The sequence below is a fragment of the Pseudomonas sp. CAM1A genome (genome assembly GCF_047501685.1).
Taxonomy (GTDB): domain Bacteria; phylum Pseudomonadota; class Gammaproteobacteria; order Pseudomonadales; family Pseudomonadaceae; genus Aquipseudomonas.
The window spans coordinates 518228-539851 of the sequence record NZ_JBFNXP010000001.1; the positions used below are offsets into that span (position 1 = coordinate 518228).

The 21624-nt window shown below is 64.3% G+C and carries 20 protein-coding genes; 8 read left to right on the plus strand and 12 right to left on the minus strand.

Annotated elements, in window-relative coordinates:
• Positions 1–25 precede the first annotated feature (25 nt).
• From ABZO33_RS02425 to ABZO33_RS02450, 6 genes are all read left to right on the plus strand, one after another.
• A complete protein-coding gene (locus ABZO33_RS02425) occupies positions 26–1429 on the plus strand; it encodes a M16 family metallopeptidase (protein WP_414534705.1) in 1404 nt (467 codons plus the stop codon).
• A gap of 137 nt (positions 1430–1566) precedes the next feature.
• Positions 1567–2577: a DUF5924 family protein gene (locus ABZO33_RS02430; protein WP_414534706.1), complete on the plus strand. Its 1011-nt coding sequence runs from the start codon at positions 1567–1569 to the stop codon at positions 2575–2577.
• A gap of 117 nt (positions 2578–2694) precedes the next feature.
• Complete coding sequence (locus ABZO33_RS02435) at positions 2695–3828, plus strand: ABC transporter permease (RefSeq protein WP_414534707.1); 1134 nt, start codon at positions 2695–2697, stop codon at positions 3826–3828.
• Positions 3822–4610, plus strand: a complete 789-nt coding sequence (locus ABZO33_RS02440) for an ABC transporter ATP-binding protein (protein WP_414534883.1) — start codon at positions 3822–3824, stop codon at positions 4608–4610. Before ABZO33_RS02435 ends, ABZO33_RS02440 begins: the two co-directional genes overlap by 7 nt.
• A gap of 2 nt (positions 4611–4612) precedes the next feature.
• Entirely contained in the window at positions 4613–5551 is a 939-nt protein-coding gene (locus ABZO33_RS02445; RefSeq protein WP_414534708.1) for an MlaD family protein, read from the plus strand.
• Positions 5548–6162, plus strand: a complete 615-nt coding sequence (locus ABZO33_RS02450) for an ABC-type transport auxiliary lipoprotein family protein (protein WP_414534709.1) — start codon at positions 5548–5550, stop codon at positions 6160–6162. The genes ABZO33_RS02445 and ABZO33_RS02450 overlap by 4 nt, the downstream gene beginning before the upstream one ends.
• Here ABZO33_RS02450 and ABZO33_RS02455 read toward each other — a convergent pair.
• The 6 genes from ABZO33_RS02455 to ABZO33_RS02480 form a co-directional block, all read right to left on the minus strand.
• Positions 6144–7373 (minus strand): nucleoside recognition domain-containing protein, encoded by a 1230-nt coding sequence (locus ABZO33_RS02455; protein WP_046853634.1) that lies wholly within the window; start codon positions 7371–7373, stop codon positions 6144–6146. The genes ABZO33_RS02450 and ABZO33_RS02455 overlap by 19 nt on opposite strands.
• 136 nt (positions 7374–7509) lie before the next feature.
• The gene (gene gltP / locus ABZO33_RS02460; protein WP_414534710.1) at positions 7510–8844 is read right to left on the minus strand and encodes a glutamate/aspartate:proton symporter GltP; all 1335 of its coding nucleotides are present in this window, start codon (positions 8842–8844) and stop codon (positions 7510–7512) included.
• Between the two features lie 728 nt (positions 8845–9572).
• Entirely contained in the window at positions 9573–10043 is a 471-nt protein-coding gene (locus tag ABZO33_RS02465; RefSeq protein ID WP_414534711.1) for an inhibitor of vertebrate lysozyme family protein, read from the minus strand.
• 5 nt (positions 10044–10048) lie between these two features.
• Positions 10049–10210 (minus strand): DUF1328 domain-containing protein, encoded by a 162-nt coding sequence (locus tag ABZO33_RS02470; RefSeq protein ID WP_008092060.1) that lies wholly within the window; start codon positions 10208–10210, stop codon positions 10049–10051.
• 39 nt (positions 10211–10249) lie between these two features.
• Positions 10250–10537: a hypothetical protein gene (locus ABZO33_RS02475; protein WP_414534712.1), complete on the minus strand. Its 288-nt coding sequence runs from the start codon at positions 10535–10537 to the stop codon at positions 10250–10252.
• Positions 10538–10712: 175 nt separating this feature from the next.
• On the minus strand, positions 10713–11534 hold the full coding sequence (locus ABZO33_RS02480) for a BON domain-containing protein (protein WP_414534713.1): 822 nt from the start codon (positions 11532–11534) through the stop codon (positions 10713–10715).
• A gap of 210 nt (positions 11535–11744) precedes the next feature.
• Here ABZO33_RS02480 and algB point away from each other — a divergent pair, with 210 nt between their 5' ends.
• On the plus strand, positions 11745–13091 hold the full coding sequence (algB, locus tag ABZO33_RS02485) for a sigma-54-dependent response regulator transcription factor AlgB (RefSeq protein ID WP_414534714.1): 1347 nt from the start codon (positions 11745–11747) through the stop codon (positions 13089–13091).
• A complete protein-coding gene (locus ABZO33_RS02490) occupies positions 13088–14866 on the plus strand; it encodes a KinB sensor domain-containing domain (protein WP_414534715.1) in 1779 nt (592 codons plus the stop codon). Before algB ends, ABZO33_RS02490 begins: the two co-directional genes overlap by 4 nt.
• Before the next feature lie 27 nt (positions 14867–14893).
• On the opposite strand, the gene ABZO33_RS02495 is transcribed toward ABZO33_RS02490, so the two are convergent.
• From ABZO33_RS02495 to dsbA, 6 genes are all read right to left on the minus strand, one after another.
• On the minus strand, positions 14894–16513 hold the full coding sequence (locus ABZO33_RS02495; protein ID WP_414534716.1) for an EAL domain-containing protein: 1620 nt from the start codon (positions 16511–16513) through the stop codon (positions 14894–14896).
• A 110-nt stretch (positions 16514–16623) separates the two neighbouring features.
• Positions 16624–17400: an N-acetylmuramoyl-L-alanine amidase gene (locus tag ABZO33_RS02500; RefSeq protein WP_046853626.1), complete on the minus strand. Its 777-nt coding sequence runs from the start codon at positions 17398–17400 to the stop codon at positions 16624–16626.
• Between the two features lie 71 nt (positions 17401–17471).
• Complete coding sequence (locus tag ABZO33_RS02505) at positions 17472–17867, minus strand: hypothetical protein (protein ID WP_414534717.1); 396 nt, start codon at positions 17865–17867, stop codon at positions 17472–17474.
• Between the two features lie 99 nt (positions 17868–17966).
• Positions 17967–19967, minus strand: a complete 2001-nt coding sequence (locus tag ABZO33_RS02510) for a diguanylate cyclase (protein ID WP_414534718.1) — start codon at positions 19965–19967, stop codon at positions 17967–17969.
• A 96-nt stretch (positions 19968–20063) separates the two neighbouring features.
• Positions 20064–20918: an endonuclease/exonuclease/phosphatase family protein gene (locus ABZO33_RS02515; protein WP_046853623.1), complete on the minus strand. Its 855-nt coding sequence runs from the start codon at positions 20916–20918 to the stop codon at positions 20064–20066.
• A 12-nt stretch (positions 20919–20930) separates the two neighbouring features.
• A complete protein-coding gene (gene dsbA, locus ABZO33_RS02520) occupies positions 20931–21566 on the minus strand; it encodes a thiol:disulfide interchange protein DsbA (RefSeq protein WP_414534719.1) in 636 nt (211 codons plus the stop codon).
• Positions 21567–21624: the final 58 nt, after the last annotated feature.

The following is a 21624-nucleotide window of genomic DNA, read 5'->3' on the forward strand; positions in this document are numbered from 1 at the left end:
ACACCCCGGAGACCGAAGCTCGCCTATGCGTTGCCTGTTGTTCGTTTGCCTGCTGATCTGCAGCCTGCCCACGCTCGCCCTCGACCGCTCGCGAGTCGAGGGCTACCTGTTGCCCAACGGCCTGCAGGTGATCCTCAAGTCCGGCTACGAGCGCGACCATGTGTCGATCCGCCTGGTGGTAGGCGTGGGCCTGGACGACTTCGACTGTGACCAGCGCGAGCTGCCGCACCTGCTCGAGCATTTGCTGTTCAGCGGTATCGACGAGACCGGCGAGGGTGGCCTGGAGGAGCGCATCCAGGCCCTGGGCGGGGAGTGGAACGCCTTCACCAGCAGCGCCGACACCACCTTCGTCATCGAGGCCCCGGCGCGTAACCAGCGCAAGGTGCTCGACCTGCTGCTGGCGGTCATCCGCGACACCCACATCGACGAAAAGGCGCTGGCCACCGCGAAAAAGATCATCGAACGCGAGGACGGCGGCCACTACGGCCGCCTGCAGCGCTGGCTCGATCGTCAGGACATCGGCCACCCGGCCAGCGACCAGCTGGCCACCGAGCTGGGCCTGAAATGCCCGGAGCGCTCCAACCTCGACGACATGACCCTGGAGCAGGTCCAGCAGTTGCGCGAGCACTGGTATGTGGCCAACAACATGTCGCTGATCGTCGTCGGCGGCCTCGACCGCCTGCTGCCGGCCTATCTGGAACGCACCTTTGGCGAGCTGCCGGCGACCGAGCCCGAAGAGCGCCGCAACCTCGAAAGCATCAGCCAGCAGGCCGAGCAGCGTCGTGACCTGACCCGCGGCTGGCTGGGCGACAACGTCAAGTTGCACTGGCTGTTCATCGAGCCGACGCTGGAGGAGGGGCATGACCAGACCCTCGAGCTGCTGTCGCGCTACCTGGACTGGGCGCTGTACGACCAGCTGCGTCTGCGCCACGGGCTGTCCTACGGCCCGTCGGCGCAACGCGAGAGCTTTGGCGACAGCGGGCTGCTCAGCCTCAATGCCGACCTCGAACGCCAGGACCTCGACAAGGCACTCAAGGTACTCGAGCAGCTGTTCGACCACCTGCGCAAGCATGGCCTGGACCCGGACACCTTTGCCCGCATCAAGGAAGCGGCGATTGCCCGGGAAAGCTGGACCACCCAGGGCAATGCGGCGCTCGCCGACTACTACTGGGGGGCGCTGAACGCCTACGAGGACGGGCGCTTCACCGATCCGGTGCGGCAACTGCGCCAGGTCAGCCTCAAGCAGGCCGACGCTGCGCTACGCGAACTGCTCAAGGAGCCGGGGTACCTGCGCATCGAGAAGCCGTTGCTGGGCTATGACGAGCTGTATGGGCTGGTGGCGTTGTTGCTGGGGTTGATCCTGGCGGTCGGGCTGATCCGCCGCCGCCGGCCACACGCCAAGCCCAGCGGTGCTACACGGGCGCCCTGATTCGGCGGTATCCTGTAGGCCTTTCGCCAGCGCTCATCGCGGGGCAAGCCCGCTCCCACGCCGATTTCATGCGTGGGAGCGAGCTTACCCCGCGATGAGGCCGGCATAGCCATCCACCGCTTCCTGTTGCTTGCCTCATGCCCCCGATCCCCAGCTTCATCCTGCGCATCATCGAGCTGCTCAAACGCTACCCCGGCATCATCGCGCTCTACGGTTTCCTCTCGGGGATCGGCAGCTTCATCCTGGTCGATCGCCAGGCCGGCCTGGCTCGCTGGATCGCCATCGTCATGCTGGTCAGCTGGGTCTGGCTGATGCTGGAGAACACCCTCACCGAACTGTTCGCCCGCACCTTCAAGCGCGAGATCCCGCAACCGCTGCTGCGCTTCGCGACGCAGATGATCCACCAGGAAAGCCTGTTCTTCGTCCTGCCGTTCTTCTTCATCACCACCACCTGGAACAGCGGCCAGCTGGTGTTCACCGGCCTGCTTGGCGCCGCCGGGCTGATCTCGATCATCGACCCGCTGTACCACAAGTGGCTGGCGCCGCGGCGTTGGCTGTTCCTGGCGCTGCATACCCTGACGCTGTTCGCCGCCATGCTCACGGCACTGCCGATCATCCTGCACCTGACCACCGCGCAAAGCTTCAAGCTGGCCCTGATCGCCGCCATGGCGCTGTCGTTCCCGAGCCTGGCCAGCAGCTTCCCGATCAACAACTGGCGCCGCGGCGTGGCCCTGGTGCTGGTCACCCTGGCGGTCGGCGGCGGCGGCTGGCTGCTGCGCTCGTGGGTGCCACCGGCCACGCTGTGGATGACCGATGTGGCGATCAGCACCGAAGTGCTCAACCGCCAGCCGGGCGCCTCGCTGGACGAAGTGGCCGCGAGTCGCATCCGCAGCGGCGGGCTGTACGCCTACACCGCCATCAATGCACCGCGCGGGCTGAACGAGCGCATCTACCATGTGTGGCAGCTCGACGGCAAAGAGGTCGACCGCATTGCCCTGGATATCCACGGCGGGCGCAAGGAGGGCTACCGCGCCTGGACCCACAAGCAGAACTTCCCGCCCAATCCGGTGGGCAAGTGGCAGGTGAGGGTGCTGACCGAGGACGGGCAGGTGATCGGGGTGTTGCGGTTCAAGGTGGTGGACTCCTGACAAGATCGCGGGGCAAGTCGCATCGGCGCACCGCCGCTCCCACGCCATGAATCTGGTGGGAGCGGGCTTGCCCCGCGATGGGCTATGATCTGAGTCGCCGATTCCCCAGTCAGATGCATGGAGCCTATGACCGCCCCGAGCGCCACCCTGGACACCACCGAGCAGCCCTCGCGCCTGCGCATCGTCGGCGACTGGACCCTGGCCCACTACGCCGAGCTCAAGCGCGAATGCGAGCGCCTGGGCAGCCAGTACAGCGATGACACCCAGGTCGACCTCTGCCAGCTGGGCCGCCTGGACACCGCCGGCGCCTCGCTGCTGGCCGAGCTGCTGGGCTCCGAGCGCCTGTCGCGCTGCAGCGACGAACTCCCCGATGCCAGCCGGGCCTTGCTGAAGAACGTCTACTGCTCGGTGCAGGACTACTGCATCCCGGTCAAGGAACCGGAGCAGCCAGTGCTGCTGCTCCTGCTGGCGCGCATCGGCCGCGCCGTCGACCAGCTCTGGCAGGACACCAACCAGGTGCTGGGTTTCATCGGCCTGATCCTGCAGACCTTGTTCCTGCGCCTGTTCCAGCCGCATCGCTGGCGGGTCACCCCAGTGGTCGCGCACCTCGAGCAGACCGGCCTGGACGCCGCGCCCATCGTCGCCTTGCTGACCTTCCTGGTGGGCGCGGTGGTGGCCTTCCTCGGCGCCACGGTGCTGGCCGACTTCGGCGCGACCATCTTCACCGTCGACCTGGTGGCGTTCTCCTTCCTGCGTGAATTCGCCGTGCTACTGACCGCCATCCTCATGGCCGGTCGCACCGCCAGCGCGTTCACCGCGCAGATCGGCTCGATGAAGGCCAACGAAGAGATCGACGCCATTCGCACCCTGGGCCTTAACCCGATCGAGCTGCTGGTGGTGCCCCGAGTGCTGGCACTGTTGATCGCATTGCCATTGCTGACCTTCGTCGCGATGCTCTGCGGCATGATCGGCGGCGCGGTGGTCTGTGCCCTGACCCTGGACATCTCGCCGGCCATGTTCCTCTCGCTGCTGCAGAGCGACATCGGCGTGCAGCACTTCCTGGTGGGCATGGCGAAGGCACCGTTCTTCGCTTTCCTGATCGCCGCCATCGGCTGCCTGGAAGGCTTCAAGGTCAGCGGTAGCGCCGAGTCGGTGGGTGCCCACACCACCTCCGCCGTGGTGCAATCGATCTTCGTGGTCATCGTGCTGGACGCGGTGGCCGCGCTGTTCTTCATGGAGATGGGCTGGTGACTGGAGCCGTGATCGAAGCCCGGGGCCTGTGCAACCGCTTTGGCAGCCAGAGCGTGCACGAGAACCTCGACCTGGACCTGTACCGCGGCGAGATCCTCGCCGTGGTCGGCGGTTCGGGCAGCGGCAAGTCGGTGCTGCTGCGCAGCATCGTCGGCCTGCGCCGGCCCAATGAAGGCACGGTAAAGGTGTTCGGCCAGGACCTGGCCACGCTCGACGAAAACCAGCGCTCGCTGGTCGAACGCCGCTTCGGCGTGCTGTTCCAGAAGGGCGCGTTGTTCTCCTCGCTGACCGTTACCGAGAACGTCGCCCTGCCGCTGATCGAGCATGCCGGGCTGTCGCGGGCCGACGCCGAGCACCTGGCCGGGGTCAAGCTGGCCCTGGCCGGGCTGCCGATCAGCGCCGCCGACAAGTACCCGGCCTCGCTGTCCGGCGGCATGATCAAGCGCGCCGCCCTGGCCCGCGCCCTGGCCCTGGACCCGGACATCCTGTTCCTCGACGAGCCCACCGCCGGCCTCGACCCGATCGGCGCCGCCGCCTTCGACCAGCTGATCCTCACCCTGCGCGACGCCCTGGGCTTGTCGGTGTTCCTCATCACCCACGACCTGGACACGCTCTACACCATCACCGACCGGGTCGCAGTGCTGTCGCAGAAAAGGGTGCTGGTAGCCGGGCCCTTGGCCGAGGTCGAGCAGACGGACGACCCCTGGATTCACGAATACTTTCACGGCCCGCGCGGCCGGGCGGCCGAAGATGCCGCCCTGCGCGCCCGCCAGGAGCGCTGACGATGGAAACCCGAGCTCATCATGTCCTGATCGGCCTGGTCACCGTGCTGGTGGTGGCCGGCGCCATGCTGTTCGGCCTGTGGCTGACCAAGTCCAGTGTCGACGACGCTTTCAAGGACTACGAAGTGGTGTTCAACGAGGCCGTGTCGGGCCTGTCCCGCGGCAGCCCCGTGCAGTACAACGGCATCAAGGTCGGTGATGTCAGCAGCCTGCGCCTGGACCCGAAGGACCCGCGCCGGGTCCTGGCCCGCGTGCGCCTGAGCGGCGACACGCCGGTCAAGGAAGACACCCAGGCCAAGCTGACCCTGGCGGGGGTGACCGGCAACTCATTCATCCAGCTCAGCGGCGGCACGCCGCAAAGCCCGGAACTCAAGGGCAAGGACGGCAAGCTGCCAGTGATCGTCGCCTCGCCATCACCCATCTCGCGCCTGCTCAACGACAGCAGCGACCTGGTGACCAACATCAACCTGCTGTTGCACAACGCCAACCAGATGTTCTCCTCGAGCAATATCGAGCGCCTCAGCAATACCTTGGCCAACCTCGAGCAGACCACCAGCGCCTTCGCCAACCAGAAGGGCGGGATTTCCGAGGCCATCGAACAGCTGGCCCAGGTCGGCAAGCAGGCCAATGCCACCCTGGCCGAAACCCAGGCCCTGATGCGCAACGCCAATGGCCTGCTGGGCACCGAGGGCAAGCAGGCCATCGGCAGCGCCGAGCAGGCCATGCAATCGCTGGCCGAAAGCACCGCGACCATCAACAGCCTGTTGCAGGACAACCGTCAGTCCCTGGACGACGGTGCCCAGGGCCTGAACCAGATCGCCCCGGCGATCCGCGAACTGCGCGAGACCCTCAACTCACTCAAGGGCATCTCCCGGCGCCTGGAAGCCGACCCCAGCGGCTACCTGCTGGGCCGCGACAACAACAAGGAGTTCCAGCCATGAAGCTGTCGCTGCGCCTGGCCGCACTCGTTACCGCCCTGAGCCTGGCTACGGCCTGCTCGATCCTGCCGCAGTCCGAGCCTGTGGATATCTATCGCCTGCCGGTGAGCCAGACCGCCCGCAGTGCCGCGCCGCTGGACTGGTCGCTGCGCCTGAACAAGCCACTGGCCAGCGAAGCCCTGGCCGGGCCGCGTATCGCGGTCATTCCCCAGGGGGATGTGATCAGCAGCTACAAGGGCGCCCGCTGGAGCGACCCGACGCCAATGCTGGTGCGCAATCGCCTGCTCGACGGCTTCCAGCGCGATGGCCGGGTGCAGCGCCTGAGTGCCGACGACAGCAACCTGCAGGCAGACTACGAGCTGGGTGGCGAACTGCAGGCATTCCAGAGCGAGTACCGCCCGGACGGGGCGGTGGAGGTGGTGATCCGCTACGATGCACGGCTGGTGCAGGGCCGCAGCCAGCGCATCCTTGCGAGTAAACGCTTCGAAGTACGCCAGGCGCTAGGCGGGCAGCAAGTGCCAGCGGTGGTCGCCGGCTTCGGTACGGCCAGCGACCAACTGGCGCGCCAGGTGATCGACTGGACTGTCAGCCAGGCTCAGGCAAAGAACCAGTAGCAGACGAAGATCGCCGCGATCACCCCGGACAGCTCGGCCAGCAGCGCACAGCCCACCGCGTGGCGCACGCGCTGGATACCCACCGCGCCGAAGTACACCGCCAGCACGTAGAAGGTGGTTTCGGTGCTGCCCTGGATGGTCGCCGCCACCAGCGCCGGGAAGCTGTCCACGCCCTGGGTCTGCATGGTCTCGATCAGCATCGCCCGCGCCGCGCTGCCGGAGAACGGCTTGACCAGCGCGGTGGGCAGGCCCTCGACGAAGCGCGTATCCAGGCCCATCCAGGTCACCGCGTGGCGGATGCCATCCAGCGCCAGCTCCAGAGCGCCGGAGGCACGCAGCACGCCCACGGCCACCAGCATCGCCACCAGGTAGGGCAGCAGCCCCTTCGCCACGTCGAAGCCCTCCTTGGCACCCTCGACGAACGCCTCGTACACCTGCACCCGGCGCAACGCGCCGATCACCAGGAACAGGATGATCACGCCGAACAGCGTCAGGTTGCCCAGGATCGAGGACAGGCTGGCCAGCGCGGCCGCCGACAGCGTGCCGAGGAAGGCCATGAAGCCACCCAGCAACAGCGCACCGGGGATCAGGTAGGCAAGCACCACCGGGTCCCACAGGCGCAGGCGCTGCATCACCGCCACCGACAGCAGGCCGACCAGGGTCGAGCAACTGGTGGCCAGCAGGATCGGCAGGAACACCATGGTCGGGTCAGGTGCGCCTTGCTGGGCGCGGTACATGAAGATGGTCACCGGCAGCAGGGTCAGCGACGAGGCGTTGAGCACCAGGAACAGGATCTGCGCGTTGCTCGCCGTGGTGCTGCTGGGGTTGAGCTCCTGCAACGAGCGCATGGCCTTCAGGCCGATGGGCGTGGCGGCGTTGTCCAGCCCCAGGCCGTTGGCGGCGAAGTTCATGGTGATCAGGCCCAGGGCAGGGTGGCCCGGCGGGACCTCCGGCATCAGCCGGGCGAACAGCGGCCCGAGGACCTTGGCCAGCCATTCGACGATACCGGCCTTCTCGGCGATCTTCAGAAAACCCAGCCACAGGGTCAGGGTGCCGAACAGCAGGACCATGACCTCTACCGAGAGCTTGGCCATGGCAAAGATACTCTCGACCATCGCGGCGAAGATGCCGGCATTGCCGCCCACCAGCCATTGGCCCAGTGCGCTGATGGCCGCAATCAGGAAAAAGCCGAGCCAGAGGCCGTTGAGCATCCGTGTGTTCCCCCGTGAAAAATGCCCGAATGATAGCGTATCGGCACAGCTCAGGCGCCATATCCCGCGCCCACGGTGCGATGCGCAGACAGCAAAAAGCCCCGACTGGTCGGGGCTCTTCGTTCAGCTCAGTGGCTTACTGGTTGACGGTCTTGCCCGCCACCACGGCCTCTTTCTGGCCTTTCTCCAGCACCAGCGCCTTGTAGTACGCCTCGCCCTTCTCGGCGTCGTACATGCCCTGCCACTTGGCGATGACCACCGCGGCCAGGGCGTTGCCGACCACGTTCAGTGCGGTACGGGCCATGTCCATGATGCGGTCGACACCAGCGATGAAGGCCAGGCCTTCCAGCGGGATGCCCACGCTGCCCAGGGTGGCCAGCAGTACCACGAACGATACGCCCGGCACGCCGGCGATACCCTTGGAGGTGACCATCAGGGTCAGCACCAGCAGCAGTTGCTGGCTCCAGGACAGGTCGATGCCGTAGAGCTGAGCGATGAAGATCGCCGCGATGCTCTGGTACAGGGTCGAACCGTCGAGGTTGAACGAATAACCGGTCGGGACCACGAACGAGCAGATCGACTTCGGCGCACCGTACTTCTCCATCTTCTCGATCACGCGCGGCAGCACGGTCTCGGAGCTGGAGGTGGAGTAGGCGAGGATCAGCTCATCTTTCATGATGCGCATGATCTTGATCACCGAGAAGCCGAACAGGCGAGCCACCAGGCCCAGCACCATGAAGGCGAAGAAGGCGATGGCGAAGTACACCAGCAGCACCAGCTTGGCCAGCGGCAGCAGCGAGCTGAAGCCGAAGTTGGCGACAGTCACGGCGATCAGGGCGAACACACCGATCGGCGCGTAGTTCATGATCATGTGGGTGACCTTGAACATGGTCTCCGACACGCCCTGGAAGGTACGCACCAGCGGCTCGCGCAGGTCGGCGTTGAGGCTCGACAAGCCCATGCCGAACATCACCGAGAAGAAGATGATCGGCAGCATCTCGCCACGCATCAGCGCCGCGAAGATATTCGACGGGATCAGGTTGAGCAGGGTCTCGATGAACGCGTGCTCATGCTGCACCTCGGCCGCGGTGGCCTGGTACTTGGAGATGTCGACGGTGCCCAGGGTGCTCATGTCGATACCGGCGCCCGGGTGGAACACGTTGGCCAGGACCAGGCCGACGACGATGGCGATGGTGGTCACCACCTCGAAGTAGATGATGGTCTTCAGGCCGATACTGCCCAGTTTCTTCGCGTCGCCTACCCCGGCGATGCCCACGATCAGCGACGAAATCACGATCGGGACGACGATCATCTTGATCAGGCGAATGAAGATATCGCCGGCCGGCTGGAGGACGTTGCTGATCCACCATGCCTTTTCTGCACTGAAATGATTCAGTAGCGCGCCGACTGCAACGCCCAGCAACAGACCGATGACGATCTGCCAGGCGAGGCTCAGTTTTGCCTTCTTCATGTCATTACCCTTTGTTGTAGTGGTCACGGGCACCTGACGGAAAGTCGCGTTCCAGAGCGCTTCAAAGCTTCTGGGCGGCTGCATGTTCCGTTCCGGGCCCCTCTGTAAGGACACCGCGAGCGAGTATTTCTGGCGCTCGGGCCAAGGAAAAAGGCGGCAACTATTGCGACGTGGGCAGGGGCAGTCTAATGCCGGAAACGACTACCCCATACCGAATCGGCATGAGACCAGAAGCCGAAATCGAGCATCGCCAAAGCCTTGATTTTCAACGTTCGGATTTCCGAACAAGGCCAATGCGCCATTTTTCGGCAGATTTGCAGGTATGAAAGAAGGGGGTTTGATGGCGTGTTCGACAATCCGAATGGCTGAAATGCCACACCGGCTGACCTGTCGGACAACTAAAAAAATTTCGATATACGGTAGCGACAAAATGTGTCTGAAGTAAAAAGTCGCTCGTATGGATAGATAAATCCCTACAGGCGCTTCGGAAGCCAGATCGGTCACGTCCTACATTCCGACCTGATCGACCTGCAACTTCCGATGCCACCCTCTCCTGACCCGGCCCACGCTGGAGGCACTCCCTGTACCCCTAGGCCACTCCGACCCTGCAACAGTCAGAACGGCCCGGCCCCCTGGTCATGCGCCGTCCCTCCTCGGGTCGGCGCATCATAGAAGCCTGAAAGATAAAAAGGTTCAGCTTCTATAGCGTTACAGTGCGCGACCGCCGGTCAGTACCAGTTCGGGTCACGCTTGAGCTGCTCCTGCAGCAACGCTTTCATGCCTTCGTCCGGCTTGCCCAACCAGCGGTAGTCCGCATGGCGGGTCGGTGACTTGTCCGCAGGCAAGCCCTCTGGCACTTCCACGAGCATGCCGAAGGCTTCGTCCTTGTCCCAGCTGAAGGCCACAACCAGGCGCTTGTAGGTGCAATTGCCCTCGGATTCGCAGAGCGGACCAACCAGATACTGGTCGCCGTCCTCGGTCACCGCCGACATCTGCTGTGCCGAGCTGCCGCTGAGGTTGATCACCCATTCGGGCAAGCGCTCTTCTTTCTTTATCGTCTTCTGCCAGGTCTTCTGGTATTCGGGGTCCGAGCCAAGCAACTGGTTGACCCGGACCTGGCCGTCATTGGCGGCCAACACCGACGCACCACTGCCCAGCAGCAGTGCGACGGCCAAGGCTTTCGGGAGCATCCTGCTCATGGTCGTCAACCTCTACCGCGGCCGAAGAAGAAGGAGGCAACGAACAGCACCAGGAAGACGATGAACAGGATCTTCGCGATACCGGTCGCAGCACCGGCGATACCACCAAAGCCCAGAACTGCGGCGATAATGGCGATGATCAGGAAAGTGATAGCCCAACTCAGCATGATGTTTCTCCTTTTCTTGTACGAAATCGGTTAGCAGTGTCAGAACACCCAACGTTGCTGGGGCTCGACGCGATCGAGAACGGCAGGGGCAGCATCGGCGCTGGGCAGTGGCTGGGTGGCCTTGACCAAGGTGCTGGCGTGAGGCGTTGCCCGCAATTGCGTCAACAGCGCGGTCTGCGCCGCCACTTGCTCGGCCAGCCGGGCGGTCTGCCAGCTGTGATGGAACAGGCCGACCGCCAAGGTCAGCAGCAGGGCCATGCCGAGGAACAGCAGCTGCTGCAGGGGTACTACAGCGCTCTGCGTGCGGTTGACGTTGGGGCGATTCATGCCGGCTCCTCCTGCAGTACTTGTTATCCGTTCTTGGGAAGAACAGTGCAGCCTGCATGCCAGCCATAAAACTCTTAATAAATCCTTTTAAATCAATAGTTTATAAAATAAGCCCTTAACAGCGAAGGACGTATCCTGCACGATGCCCCTACAAGGGCTCGTGCGATTTGCACGATCAGCCCTCTACCTTGGTGGCGATCTTCAACAGATCGGCGTCTACGCCGCGCACCCCGACGATCTGCCTGGCGACGTCCACGGCAATGGCCTTCTGCTCGCTGCTGACCACCTCGCCCGATAACCTGACCAGCCCGTCTTCACTGGCTACCTTGATGTTCAGCCCGTCCAAGTTGCGGCTGAAGCGGTAGCTGGCCTGGATCTTGTCGACGATCCAGCTGTCGCTGGGCTGCGGGCCTGCTTGGGCATCGACAGTTTTTTCCCGGGCCTTGGCCAGGGCCGTGCTGTCCAGGCTGACCAGGTTGTTGACCAGATGTACCCCATCGGTGGTGCGCGCCAGCACCCCGGCAAGCTCCTTGGCCTCAGGGCTGTCCACCTTGCCGCGCAGGGTCACCACGCCTTCGCGGCTTTCCACGTCGATAGCGGCCTTCTCGGTAATCCGGCTCCACAGTAGCCGTGCGCGCACCACCGCGCCGAGGGTGGCGTCTTCCAGACGCTGGGCGTAGGCACGCAGCTCCAGGGGCCTGTCCACCAGGCCCGGGTCAATCCGCAACTGGTTCTCCACCTGCTCGATCCCGCGCGTGGCCAGGGCCACCTGTTCGGCCAGCATGCGTTCCACCGGGTTTTCCACTTCGCCCGAAAGCCGTGCCCGCTGGCCATCGACTTCTACCTTTATAGGGAAGGCGTTGAGCATGGCGTTAAGGGACAGGGCCGTCTGCAGGGCGCCTTCAAGGCGCGCGTCCTGCACCGGGTTGGCCTGGGCCTGGGCGACGATCGACAACACACACGCCGCCAGTACGGCCATTCGAGGGTAAATAGACATCACAAAACCTCCTTTCGCATCACTCAACCCATGACTCTCGCAACCGACATGCCAGCTGTTTGCCCACAATCAACTTTAGATTTATCAGCCACTTAGCCATCATGAAGGCATGCGGCTAGCATGCATGGAGCAGAATCAATCAGAATCGACCATGCAACTTGCCCGATTTTTCCGACACTAATTGAGATCAATCCCACAGGAGCGCAGGAAATGGAATCAGCCCAGGACAACCAAGGCCGCATTCTGCTGGTGGACGACGAGTCCGCCATCCTGCGTACCTTCCGCTACTGCCTCGAGGACGAGGGCTACAGCGTGGCGACCGCCAACAGCGCCGCCCAGGCTGAGACCCTGCTGCAGCGCCAGGTGTTCGACCTGTGTTTCCTCGACCTGCGCCTGGGCGAGGACAACGGCCTGGACGTAATGGCGCAGATGCGCATCCAGGCACCGTGGATGCGGGTGGTGATCGTTACCGCCCACTCGGCCATCGACACCGCGGTGGACGCCATTCAGGCCGGCGCCGCCGACTACCTGGTCAAGCCTTGCAGCCCCGACCAGCTGCGCCTGGCCACGGCCAAGCAGCTGGAAGTGCGCCAGCTGTCGGCGCGCCTGGAAGCCCTCGAGGGTGAAGTGCGCAAGCCCAAGGACGGCCTGGACTCCCACAGCCCGGCGATGATGGCGGTGCTGGAAACCGCCCGCCAGGTGGCGACCACCGATGCCAACATTCTCATCCTCGGTGAGTCCGGTACCGGCAAGGGCGAACTGGCCCGCGCCATCCATGGCTGGAGCAAGCGCGCACGCAAGGCCTGCGTGACCATCAACTGCCCGTCGCTGAACGCCGAGCTGATGGAAAGCGAGCTGTTCGGCCACACCCGTGGTGCCTTCACCGGCGCCAGCGAAAGTACCCTTGGGCGAGTCAGCCAGGCCGATGGCGGCACGCTGTTCCTTGACGAGATCGGTGATTTTCCCCTCACATTACAACCAAAGTTGCTGCGTTTCATCCAGGACAAGGAGTACGAGCGGGTCGGTGACCCGGTCACGCGACGGGCAGATGTACGGATCCTCGCGGCCACCAACCTCAACCTCGACGAGATGGTGCGCGAGAACCGCTTCCGTGAAGACCTGCTGTACAGGCTGAACGTGATCACCTTGCACCTGCCACCCCTGCGCGAGCGTAGCGAGGACATCCTGACCCTGGCCGACCGTTTCCTGGCGCGTTTCGTCAAGGAATACTCGCGCCCGGCCCGTGGCTTCAGCGACGAAGCGCGCGCCGCCCTGCTCAACTACCGCTGGCCGGGCAACATCCGCGAACTGCGCAACGTGATCGAGCGCGCCAGCATCATCTGCCCACAGGAACGAGTGGAGATCAGCCACCTGGGCATGGCTGAGCAACCCGTCGGCAACGCGCCGCGGGTCGGTGCGGCGCTAAGCCTGGACGAGCTGGAACGCGCCCATATCGGCGCGGTACTGGCCACCAGCGACACCCTCGACCAGGCCGCCAAGACCCTGGGCATCGACGCCTCCACGCTGTACCGCAAGCGCAAGCAGTACAACCTATGAAATGGCCGATGAAGCTGCGCACGCGGCTGTTCCTGAGCATCTCGGCGCTGGTCACCGTGGCCCTGCTGGGCTTGCTGCTGGGCTTGTTCAGTGTGCTGCAGATGGCAGCGCTGCAGCAGCGCGTGGTGCAGGACACCACCCAGACCCTGGAGTTGGCCCTGAAGCTGCGCCAGAACCTCGGTGAGCAGCTCAACCTCATCCTCGACGAGGACACCGCCCCAAGCACCCTCGTCACCCTGCAGGATCAGTTCCAGACACTGCTCAAGCAGGGGCTGGAACAAGGCGGCGAGCGTACCGGTTTCAGCAAGGCCGCCAGCAACTACCAGGCGTTCGTCCAGGCTTATCGGCAGAGTCCGGCGCCTGCTCGCAGCATGGGTGTGGACCAACCCCTCGGCGCCGCCTTCAACCAGGTGCGCACCGACCTGCTCGACTCGCACCGCCAGGCCCTGGAGCACATTACCCGCAGCGAGGAAGCATCGCGCGACCACGCCTTGCTCATCAGTGGCCTGCTCGGCCTGATGGGCCTCATCGTGCTGGTCCTCGGCTTCATCACCGCGCACAACATCGCGCGCCGCTTTGGCCAGCCGATCGAGGCGCTGGCCAAGGCCGCCGACCAGGTCGGCCAGGGCAATTTCGACGTCACCCTGCCGGTGACCCAGGCTACCGAGCTCAGCCTGCTGACCCGCCGCTTCGGCCTGATGGCCGACGCCCTGCGCAAGCACCAGGCCACCAATGTCGATGAGCTGCAGGCTGGCCAGCAGCGCCTGCAAGCGGTACTGGACAGCATCGACGACGGCCTGCTGATAATCGACCGCCAAGGACGCCTGGAGCACCTCAACCCGGTGGCCCAGCGCCAGCTCGGCTGGGACCCGAGCCGCCTCGGCGCAAGCCTGGCCGAAGCCCTGCAACGCCCCGAGCTGGACCAACAGCTGCGCCAGGTGCTGCGCGGTGGCAGCCTGGACCGACTGCCGGAAGACCTGAGCCTGGAGGTGGATGAAGAGACCAGGCTGCTGACCTATAGCCTGACCCCGGTCAGCCACCCCGAAGGACCTATTCTCGGCGCAGTGATGGTGTTGCACGATGTCACCGAACAACGCGCTTTCGAACGGGTACGCAGTGAATTCGTCCTGCGTGCTTCCCACGAGCTGCGCACACCCGTCACGGGCATGCACATGGCGTTCGGACTGTTGCGCGAACGTGTCAGCTTCCCGCCCGAAGCGCGGGAGAACGATCTGCTCGAAACCATTGCCGAGGAAATGCAGCGCCTCACCCAATTGATCAACGACCTGCTCAACTTCTCCCGCTATCAGAGCGGCTTGCAGAAGCTGGAACTGGCCCCCTGCTCCTTGGAGGAACTGTTCGAACGCGCCCAGGCGCGTTTCGTCGACCAAGCCTCGGGCAAGCAGATCGAGATTATCCGCGAGCTGGAGCCACCGCTGCCACGGATCCAGGCCGATGTCGCGCAGCTCGACCGGGTGCTCGACAACCTGCTGCACAACGCCATTCGCCACACCGCCTCCGGCGGGCGTATCCGCCTGCATGCTCGGCGGCATGCCGAGCGGGTGATCATCAGCGTCGAGGACAACGGCGAGGGCATCGCCTATGGCCAGCAAGGGCGGATCTTCGAGCCGTTCGTGCAGGTCGGGCGCAAGAAGGGCGGGGCCGGGCTGGGATTGGCGCTGTGCAAGGAAATCGTGCAACTGCATGGCGGGCGCATGGGCGTGTTCTCACGGCCGGGGCAGGGGACGCAGTTCTACATGGCACTGCCAGTTTGACATGTCCCCCTTCAGGGCGCGTCAGCCTCAAGGCTCATCATCGATCCGCCGCCCAGCCACGCGCCGTCCGCGGGTAATCAGCTCGGCAAACTGGCGGGCATTCAGCGGATGGGCGAACAGCCAGCCCTGCCCGTAGTTGACCCCCTCACTGTTGAGCAGCACCGCCTGGTCCTCGCACTCGATACCTTCGGCGATTACCCGCAGGTGCAGGTCGTGGGCCATGCGGATGATATGTGGCGCCACGCCGCTGCTGGCGGCGTCATGGCCCAAGGCATCGATGAACGACTTGTCGATTTTCAGGCAGTCCACCGGCAAGGTCTGCAGGTAGGCGAGGCTGCAATAACCAGTACCGAAGTCATCAATCAGCACCTGGTGCCCGACAGCGCGCAGGGCCTGCAGGTTGTCCCGCGCCACCACCACATCGATCAGGCCACGCTCGGTCACCTCGAAGGCGATCTGGCTGGGGGCGACACGATGGTGCGCCAGCAACCGCGCCGCGACCCGGCCTATACGCGGCGCCATGACGTCGCAGGCCGCCAGGTTGACCGAGATATAGAGCTGGCGGTTGGCTCGCAGCAATTGCCCCAGCTGTTCGAGCACCCGTTGCAGGACGAAGTCGGTGATCTGTCGAATCTGGCCGGTGTTCTCTGCCAGGGGAATGAACAGCTCCGGGCTGGTCAGGCTGCCGTCCGGTCGGCGCCAGCGCACCAGGGCCTCGGCACCGACGCAGCGGCGGCTGTCCAGTTCGAAGATCGGCTGGTACAGCACCTGCAGCTCGCCGCGGCGCAGCGCATGCTGCAGCTCCGAGCTCATCGAGCGGCGTTGCAGGATCAGTTGCAGCACCAGCCAGCCGATACAGCCGGCCAATACCAGGCTGCCGGGAAACAGTAACCAGAGCAGCCCGTTGAGCTTCAACGGCAGGCTCGCCCTCGGCGCGATCAGCACCAACTGGTAGTCCGGGGATTTGGTGGACATGCGATAGACCAGGCGGTCGGGCAGCTCGATCAACGATTTGCCCTGCGCGGGCGGCCATTCGGTGGTCGGTGGCCAGGGTTGCGTCGGGCCCAGCACGGGGATGGCACGGGTACCGCGATCCAGCACCACCAGCAGGCTGCCACCGGGCGGCAGGTCGACGACGTCGGTGAGGTGGCCACGGGAGGTGGAGACGACGAAGCGGCCACGGCCCAGCATCAGGGCCGCGAGGTTCTCGTTGGGCTCGGTGGTGGTATTGAGCCAGTAGCTGTAGGTCGGCCCTTGGATATCCGGGCTGCGCAAGGGCTCGATGATCCGCTCGTCGCCGCGGTTGGAACACGCCCGCGTACCTTCCACATAGGACGCTTCGTAGATGAACCGCGACTTCAGCGCCACCTGTTGCAGTTGCGTCAGCATCAATGGATCGCAGCCGCGCAGGGGCTGCGCCTGTAGCTGGTCCACGGCCTCGCGCAACTGGCCGAACACCTGCTCCAGGCGCTCGAGAAAACGCTCGCCCTGGGCATTCATTTGCGCGCTTTCACTTTGTTTCATCTGTTGCAGGGCAACGTTGACGCTGATCGCAAGCAACAGCCCGGCGCTGGCAAGCGCCGCGAGCGCGGCCAACAGCCAGGGACGGTGGAAAAATTGACGCACCGAAGTGAAAAGGGCAAGCATGCGTGGCATCCAGTTGAATACCAAAGGTATAGCAACTGAATCAAAGCTTGGCGCAGCCGCTGGGCGTGTGAATTGGCCCGCTTGCGCGCCAAGCGTCCGAAAAGTTCGGGTCAGCGCTTGCGGTTAAGCACCTGCAACATCGCGGCGGTCTGCGCATCCGGCGTGCCATCGAATAGCCGCGGGCGGAAACGCATCTGGAAGGCCGCGATCACATGCCGGGTGGCCACGTCCAGTTCACCGGTCTGGTCGATGGCATAGCCAAAACGCGCCAGTTGCTGCTGGTACCAGCTGATGGTCGGCGGATTGACCTCGAAATAGGCCTGCTGCCGCGCTACAGAAGGCGCATCCGGCCAGACACCCAGGCCAGCCTCGGCCAGACGCTTCCAGGGGAACAGCGGGCCCGGGTCGAGTTTGCGCAGTGGGGCGATGTCGCTATGGCCGATGATGTGGCGCGGGTCGATGTTGTTGCGCTTGACGATGTCCTTGAGCAAGGCGATCAGCGCTTGCACCTGGGCTTCGCTGTAAGGGTGCCAGACGCGCCCGGTCGGCGTGTCCGTGTAGCCCTCGTTGACGATCTCGATGCCGATGGAGCTGGAGTTGAGCCAAGTGCGGCCCTGCCACTGGCTGTCCCCGGCGTGCCAGGCGCGGCGGTTCTCGTCCACCAGCTGGTAGACCGTGGCCGGGCCGTCGCCGATGAGGTAATGGCTGCTGACCTCGCCATGGGTCAGCAGGGCGAGGGAGCGCTCCAGCGACGCGTTGGTGTAATGCACCACGACGAACTGGATGCGGCTGTCCTGATTGGCCGAGGGGTGACTGCGGTCGATACGCAAGCCACTGGAACAGCCTGCCAGGGCCAACAGGAGCAGGGCGGTGAAAAGTCTTTTCATTGCGGGGAGCACGTCATTGAGTAGGCGACAACAGCGCTACAGTATAACGTGCTCCTGTGCCGACGTTACGCTCAGCGTACGCACAGCAGCAGAAATTCCAGCGAGTTGTCGCCACTGGCGCCTTTCATGTCCACCAGCTGGGTCATCACGCTCAGGTGTTCGATCATGGGTTTGCCGATCACCTTGGCCTGGCCGTGCATCTGCCGGTCATAGCTGCTGGCGTCGATCGGCGACACCGAGCAGAAACCCGGGTCCTGATGCACGATGCGCGGATTGAGTTTCAGCTTGTACTGGGTGAAGTAGTTGGCCTGCGCCTGGCGCTCCACCTGGCTGATCCACTCCGGCCACTGGCGCAGTACCTTGCCGTCAGCCCCTACATGCGCGGTAAGCAGCATGTCCTTGGCCATGGCACTGGTCTGGAAGGCCAGGCTGAGCACGGCCAGCATGAGCCATTTGGTTACATTCATCTTTCAACTCCTTTCACAATCGATCTGTTGGCGGTGCGCTGGAACGTCAGCGCTGGCCAGAAGTGTCGATTGATCCGGGGGCTGGGGGGCGTTAACTATCTATGCCTGCTCGACACGGTTGCGGCCACCGTCCTTGGCCCGGTACAGCGCCTCGTCGGCCCGCTTGAGCACCTGGTCGCCACGCTCGCCGGAGCGGAATGCGCTGAGGCCAATGGATGTGGTGATCACCACCCGCTCACCCTTGAAATGGAAGGGGCAGGCTTCGATGGCCGCACGCAACGCCTCCGCTACCTGGACCGCCGCCGGCGGCGAAGTCTGTGGCAGCAGCAGGACGAATTCCTCGCCTCCGAAACGGGCAATGAAGTCGCGCCCGCGCAGGCGCTTGCGCAGCTGGTCGGCAACGATCTTCAGCACCTTGTCGCCCGCCAGGTGGCCATAGCCATCGTTGATGCGCTTGAAATGATCGAGATCGAGGATGGCCATGGCCAGGTGACCGCCGTTTTCCTGCCAGTCGAGCACCTCGCGCTCGACCTGTTCGCTCCAGGCCGCCCGGTTGGGCAGACCGGTGAGCGGATCAATCATGGCCTTCTGGCGTTGCTCCTCGAGATGCTCGCGATAGCCCAGGGCCTCCTGCTCCATGCTCGCCACGCGCTCGGCCAGGCCTTGCAGGCGGCTGGCCAGCTCATGCTCACGGCGGTCGCGCTCATGCTGGTGATCATCCATGGTCACCAGCAGGCCTTCGAGCCGGTTCTCCAGGATGTGCTTGAGGCTGTCGACATCGGCAGCACCCTGCACACTGCTCTGCAGGCCATCGACCTGCTCGCGCAACTGGCTTTCGAGCTCTCGGGCGGCGGAGCTGTTGTCGGCATGCCCGGCGCTGGCTTCGTGCAGGTGGCTCTGGAAGGTTTCCAGGCGCTCGTTGAGCTGCTGCAGGTAAGCCTCGAACTCGTGCTGGCCGCTGTCGGTGATCGCCAGCATGAGCACGGCCAGGTCATCCAGCACCGGGATCAGCTCGTACCAGTTCAGCCCCCGCGAAACCCGCTCGCGCATCTCCAGGGCCTGGGCCTTGTGGCGCTCGGGCAGGCTCAGGTCGTCGAGCAGGCCGATCAGCGTCTGCTCGATATGGGCGGCAACCTGGCTGTAGGGCGGCTCGACCGCATCGGGCAGGGCATAGGGACCATCATCGACAGTGACCAGCTCCGCCACTGTGTCCGGCTCATCCGTTGTGCCTTGCTCCGTCTCGATGACGGTCAAAGGCTCGGGTACGGGTTCGGCAACCTCGGCCAACGAAGGCTCGGCCTCCTGCTGCGCTTCGGCAATGACCAATGGTGTGGTTTCAACCAGCGCCGGGCCGGGTAATTCGATTTCCGCTTCAGGCAGCTCGACGGGCACCGTTTCATCCACTGCCTGTGCCGCCTCGGGCAAGGCTTGAGGCGCAGGTGCCAGGGCGTGCAGTTCGTCGGCATCCCTGGGCAATGGCTCAGGTGCGATGACGGCGGCTGCAGCGGCTGGCTGCGGTGCGGGCGACGTCGCCTCGACGGCAACAGGTGCGGTCGCCAATTCCCCTTGGGACTCGTCACGGCCACCGAACAGGCGCTGCAGGAACCCGGGGCGAGCCTCGTCATCGGGCTTTTGCACCGCATCCAGGGCGCGCCCCTGCAAACCACTGAGCTCGCCAAGCAAGGGCGGTAGCTCGCGGGACTGGCTGACGCCACCGTCGAGCTTCTTCGCCAGCTTTTTCAACGGACGTGCCACATCGCCCGGCAGCGGTAAGGTCTGCAACTGGGTAACCAGGGCGGTCAGCGCCTCGCTGACCTGGTTCATGCGGGTTTCGCGGCGCTGCTCGGAGTCGAGCACGGCTTTTTCCAGGCGTGGAATCAGCCCGGCGAGGCCGGCGTCCATGTTGTCGCTGCGGATGACCTCGCGCATTTCCTTCATGCACTGGTCAACGGTCTTGTCGCTACCTTCAGCCGCCAGGGTGCTGCGCACCAGGCCACGGCGCAGCAGGTCGAGGCGGGCTTCCCAGCGCCGCTCGAGTTTTTCCTGCTGCTCGATGCTCTTGAGGTATTTTTCTTTCCAGCGCTCGGCTTCTTCGGTCATGCCTGGATCCGCAACGGGTAGTGGCATCTAGTCCTGCAATCACTGGATTTCGGCGGAAAAGCCCAACACTTGAGTGCAGGATTCGCCCAGGCAGGACTAACTCAGGACCGGCAGCGTATCCACAGTCAGGGCATCAGGCAATCGGATCTCGACGGCGACGGGCAGGTGATCGGAAATTGGCTGTGCCAGCACCTCGACGCGTTCCAGCGTAAGGCTCGGGCTGAGTAGGATGTGGTCAAGGCAGCGCTGGGGGCGCCAGCTGGGGAAAGTGGCCTCGACCTGGGGCGCGACAAGCCCGAGATCACGCAAGGGCGAATGGTCGAGCAGGTCGTTGGCATGGGTGTTCATGTCACCCATGAGGATCTGGTGACGATAGCCGCCGATCAGCTCGCGGATGTAGGCCAGCTGCCGGGCGCGAGTCTTGGAGCCGAGCGCCAGGTGCATCATCACCACGATCAATGCATCCGCGCCTTCGCCGAAGCGCACGAGGATCGCCCCTCGCCCAGACGGGCCAGGCAAGGGATGGTCTTCCAGGTGCTGGGGCTTCAGACGGCTGAGCACGCCGTTGCTGTGCTGGGCGAAACGCCCCAGGTTGCGATTGAGCTGCTGATACCAGTAGGGGAAGGCCCCCAGCTGGGCGAGGTGCTCGACCTGGTTGACGAAGCCGGAGCGCAGGCTGCCGCCGTCGGCTTCCTGCAAGGCCACCAGGTCGAAGTCGTTGAGCAGGTCACCGATCTTCTGCAGGTTGCCGGCCCGCCCGTTGTGCGGTAGCAGGTGTTGCCAACTGCGGGTCACATAGTGGCGGTAGCGCTCGGTACTGATACCGACCTGGATATTGAAACTGAGCAGCCGCAGGCGACCATCGGCCGGCAGGCCACTGGCCTGCAGGTGATGTTCGTTGACCTGCGGCTGGTGCAGGCCGACGCTTCGGGTGGAGCGAAAGCGGCCCATGGCATTCGCCGCTTACTTAGCGGCGCGCTCCTTGGCGATCAGCTGGTCGGCGACGTTCAGCACGCCTTCCGGACCGCCGGCGGTACCCAGGTCGAAGCGGTACTTGCCGTTGACCACCAGGCTCGGTACGCCGGTGATCTCGTACTTCTTGGCCAGCTCTTTGGCCTGATTGACCTGGCCCTTGATGGCGAAGGAGTTGAAGGTGGCGAGGAACTTGTCCTTGTCCACGCCCTGGGTGGCCAGGAAGTCAGCCATCTCCTCAGGCTTGGTCAGGCGCATGCGCTTGTTCTGGATGGCATCGAATACCGCGTTGTGGACGTCGTGTTCGACACCCATGGCTTCAAGCGTCAGGAACATCTGGCCGTGGGCATCCCACGGGCCACCGAACATGGCAGGGACGCGCTTGAAATTGACGTCCTTGGGCAGCTTGTCGACCCATGGGTTGATGACCGGCTCGAAGTGATAGCAGTGCGGGCAGCCATACCAGAACAGTTCGACGACTTCGACCTTGCCCGGTACCGAAACCGGAACAGGGTTGCTCAGCTCGATATATTCCTTGCCGGCAGTGGCAGGCTCCGCGGCCTGTACGGCGGCCATACCGAACACGCTGGCGGCGACCAGCGCAGCGCTGAGAATCAGTTTACGCATGCTTTACTCCTGAGCAGTCTTTGGTCGCCTCGACGCGACCTGGTTGAGACAGGCCGGG